6 protein-coding genes and 1 pseudogene are annotated in these 3,437 nt (G+C 53.7%); 1 reads left to right on the top strand and 6 read right to left on the bottom strand.

Features of this window, described 5'->3' with window-relative positions:
• The 3 genes from CAI21_RS22565 to CAI21_RS22555 form a co-directional block, all read right to left on the bottom strand.
• A partial coding sequence (locus CAI21_RS22565) for a hypothetical protein (RefSeq protein WP_147305233.1) occupies positions 1–412 on the bottom strand: 412 nt, incomplete at its 3' end.
• A 2-nt stretch (positions 413–414) separates the two neighbouring features.
• Positions 415–786: a ParA family protein gene (locus tag CAI21_RS22560; protein WP_116304367.1), complete on the bottom strand. Its 372-nt coding sequence runs from the start codon at positions 784–786 to the stop codon at positions 415–417.
• Positions 776–1,570 (bottom strand): hypothetical protein, encoded by a 795-nt coding sequence (locus tag CAI21_RS22555; RefSeq protein WP_116304366.1) that lies wholly within the window; start codon positions 1,568–1,570, stop codon positions 776–778. Before CAI21_RS22555 ends, CAI21_RS22560 begins: the two co-directional genes overlap by 11 nt.
• Before the next feature lie 206 nt (positions 1,571–1,776).
• Between CAI21_RS22555 and CAI21_RS22550 the strand changes: the two genes are divergently transcribed.
• Positions 1,777–2,037: a hypothetical protein gene (locus tag CAI21_RS22550; RefSeq protein ID WP_116304365.1), complete on the top strand. Its 261-nt coding sequence runs from the start codon at positions 1,777–1,779 to the stop codon at positions 2,035–2,037.
• Between the two features lie 41 nt (positions 2,038–2,078).
• Here the strand turns inward: CAI21_RS22550 and CAI21_RS23030 are convergent, their stop codons facing one another.
• The 3 genes and pseudogenes from CAI21_RS23030 to CAI21_RS22545 all read right to left on the bottom strand — a co-directional run bounded on the left by CAI21_RS23030 (position 2,079) and on the right by CAI21_RS22545 (position 3,341).
• Positions 2,079–2,360: a hypothetical protein gene (locus CAI21_RS23030; RefSeq protein WP_147305232.1), complete on the bottom strand. Its 282-nt coding sequence runs from the start codon at positions 2,358–2,360 to the stop codon at positions 2,079–2,081.
• Between the two features lie 86 nt (positions 2,361–2,446).
• Positions 2,447–2,797 (bottom strand): zincin-like metallopeptidase domain-containing protein, encoded by a 351-nt coding sequence (locus CAI21_RS25400; protein WP_258868273.1) that lies wholly within the window; start codon positions 2,795–2,797, stop codon positions 2,447–2,449.
• Positions 2,734–3,341, bottom strand: a pseudogene (locus CAI21_RS22545) (ArdC-like ssDNA-binding domain-containing protein). The gene CAI21_RS25400 and the pseudogene CAI21_RS22545 overlap by 64 nt, the downstream one beginning before the upstream one ends.
• Positions 3,342–3,437 lie beyond the last annotated feature (96 nt).

Below are 3,437 nucleotides of genomic sequence, written 5' to 3'. Positions count from 1 at the left end.
AATTCCTCAAATAGATCGGCAAAGACTTCACGATAGCTTTGGGATACAGGTTCAGCCGGAAACTCAGTAACAACCGGCGCGCGCGCACTCGCTGCTTTTCAATCAAGGTGGTCTTTGGGATGCAAGGGGCAGAAACACGATAGGCTGTCTCTGCAAGCCCCTCGCGCACATCCTCCATATTGTCGCGGTGTGCACGTGTATTACGCTCGACCCGATTGAAGTAGAAACCGCGTACCGCCAAGGCTTCGCCGCCGGTCTGCACGGCAAGATCAGAAAGAGTCTCGATCATGTCTAAGAACTGCAACAGGTCGTTGGTAACGACACTGGACGGCTCGACGGGAACGACAAGATCACGGACCGCAAGAATGACGTTAGTCAGCACGCGATTACGCGCCCCAGCGGTATCAAACAAGATCAAGTCATAAGCAGCCAGCGCGGATTGATCTTTTTAAGAACCATTGAGAGGCGATAGTCAGATAAAGTGGTAGTAGCTAACCAATGTTCAGATTCGGCCAAGTGCGGCCCAGCCGGGACGACATCAAAGCCAAAGGCCCCCGGCACCGCAAGCTGAGAAGGTAAAAGCGGGTCATCCTGAAACATGGCAGCCGCCGTACGGACCGGATCGCTATATTCCGCGCCACTCAACCAAGACGAGGTGCCTTGGGGGTCAAGATCAATTAACAAGGTCCGACGCCCCATAGTGGCGGCCACGGCGGCTAAGTTAGTGGCAGAGGTGGACTTGCCAACGCCACCTTTTGAATTAACAACAGCACTCTTAACAGGCATAAATCCCCCTATAGGCGGTGAACAGTGACATCGTTTGATACGGGCACTTTTGCCGACGCGCGCGCCGGCTGCCCCCAAACCTGACGCAACCCCTGCCACCGCCCTTGTTTGTGCGCAATCTGCGCACGCGTGTATTGACCAGAGTCAGCCTCAACCAGAACAGCCGCGCCGTCTGGAGCTGTATATAACGCATCAGGTGCGAGCCCCCGGCAGGTAGCAATATCATCTGGCGTAAAACGCGACGCAACGCGAAAGTCGGCCGGACGTTCAAGATGAAAGTAAAGACGGCTGGTAAGAAGCTCGTGAAACTCGGTACGCTTGGCTCCGGTAACGGGTAACCGCCCCCCCAAGCCCGAGCAATACGTTCATTCGCAAACGTGTAAACACGGACTTGTTCGTCCGCGCTGCGGACATAAAAGGATCTCAGCACCCCCGCCCGCTCCAAGCGCTCTAACGCACGATTGGAGCGCGTTTTAAGATGCTTATAGTGGGTGTCGTCCGCTGTCGAAGAGTCAATTAAATCGACCCGCGCAAGGTCTCTTAGAAATTCCCGGTCAGCAGCTGATAACCGTAGTTTGGTCTCAGAACCCAGAAGAGCGCGCACCGTCCGTGTACGTGGATTACGCAAAATTCCCACCCCATCAATAACTTTCGCAGCGAAAGCCCATATCTCGGCAAAACGCGCGCCGTCCAAAGCAAGTGGAAAATAGCGGCACGCTAGAGCCGGAGAAAAAAGATCAGAAAAATTATTATCGTGAGCAACGGAAACGCTATCGTTATCCATATCATGGCCTTCTGGAAAGGCGCACCCCGCAACTCGGTGCCAGCATCTACAACCAATAATTTTAGCCCGATAATGGCAATAGAGCAACAACAGTCTTATCTAGTCGGCTCCGGAACGGAAAAGGCCAAAGCAATAGAAGTCAACTGATCCGCCGTGAGCGTAGAGATATCAAGCCCCGCAGAGAGAAGAATCAAAGGGGCCGCACGATGAGCCATATACCGTTGGACACACGCAGGCACGGGCCGCTTACCATTCCGCCAACGGCTAAACACGCCATGATCAACGGTGATACCGGACAAGTCAGAAAGGACAGCCAAAACCTCAACAAGATCACCCCGTTCCTGTCGAACAGCCGCTTCAAAAGCGGAAACCAAATTGGGATAAGACATCAGGCCCCCTACAAAAACAAACAGCGCTGCAAACGCAGCGCACAAAGAAAGGCGCTGAAAAGCGCCGCCGATCGTTGAAACTCAATGTTCAACGATCGGCAACCGTGCTCGCAAACTAGCTAGCGCTTGAGGGAAAGGATACAGCTAGCAGGCACCCAGCGCGCCTCCCTCGGCGTCGCCTCCCTTATATAGATCCGCTCAACAAAAGCATGAGCAGAAAGAGCCGATATATCATTTTCCACCAGCTCTTTAGCTAAGAGCCGGCTAGCGGCGCGGACATAAACAACATTAAGCAAACCACTAGAAGGGGACACCTGATCACAGACACGGCAGCGCCCCCAAATATAAGCCACCCAAAGCCGCGGGGTGCCACCTTCCTTAGCACTATCATACGTCGTCATTAACGAAGCTCCTGGGCTCGACGTGCACCCCGCAACCCGGTGCCGGTTCACAAAGAGGGCGGGCTAATGCCCGCCCTCTCAAGGGACTAAGCAACTGCCTTTAAAGATTCCTGCATATAAAGAGACATAAGATAACGGTGGGCTTCGCCAGCCTTAGCGGCTGCGTGGAAGATTGCGCGTTTATCCTTACGCAGCACATCCAACCATCCCGCGAGATAAGACGCGTGGTTTTCTACCTCGCCATAGATGCCAAGTTCAGCACAGAGGAAAGCCGCGCCCAGCTCGGCGACCAGCTCTTCGAAGGCGTAAGCCTGATCACCAAAACGCCTACCAAAGCGCCGATTAAGACGATGTTCCGCGCCTGTCCAATGGGTTAGCTCATGGGCGGCCGTCGCATAATAAGCGCTGGCTTTTGTAAAGCGGTGGCGATCAGGCAAGGTAATAACATCCGAGCTAGGAGAGTAAACAGCCTTCGCACCCCCTCATGAATGAGGGCGCCACTCCGTGCAAGCAGAGCCTCGCCGACCAAGAGCGGGTCGAATCCTTCGGCAACGGGGGTAGGTTGAGCGTCCGGCGCTTCGATGCCGTCTATCTGGTCCAGATTGAAAACGACAAAAGATTTAGCGACCGGAATAGTACGCTCTTCCTCCTCGCCGGTATCTTCGTTAGTTTCCGACTTCGTTAGCGTCATGTATTTAATGCAGTGGGTACCTTTCTCACCTTTGCGAACGCACCCCCCATTTCCTTGGCTTGTTTAAAGGTCAGCCAGTAGTTAGAAGAAAAATCCATCTTCTGAGTCTGACCCCACAAGAGAACAACATTAATACCTTGGTAGGTGTCACCAGTTTTGAGGTTTCGGGGAATGCCAGCCGTGGCGCTGTTGCGCTTCCACGGACATTGCCAAGGGGCAGCGCCCGCCTCAAGGGCTGAAATGATTTGATCGGTAACGGACTGGTACAGATCGACAGTAGCTTTAGCCATAAAACACCTCATTATTTGAGGTGCACCCCGTAACCCGGTGCCGGCATGCTGAGAAACCCTCAACATGGAACCTATTATAGTGCTTGTAGCGCACTA

Origin of the sequence: Alkalilimnicola ehrlichii, from assembly GCF_003399765.1 — a bacterium.
Classification (GTDB): Bacteria; Pseudomonadota; Gammaproteobacteria; order Nitrococcales; family AK92; genus AK92.
Note: the sequence above shows the minus strand (reverse complement) of the source record. Positions and strands in the feature narration are given on the sequence as shown.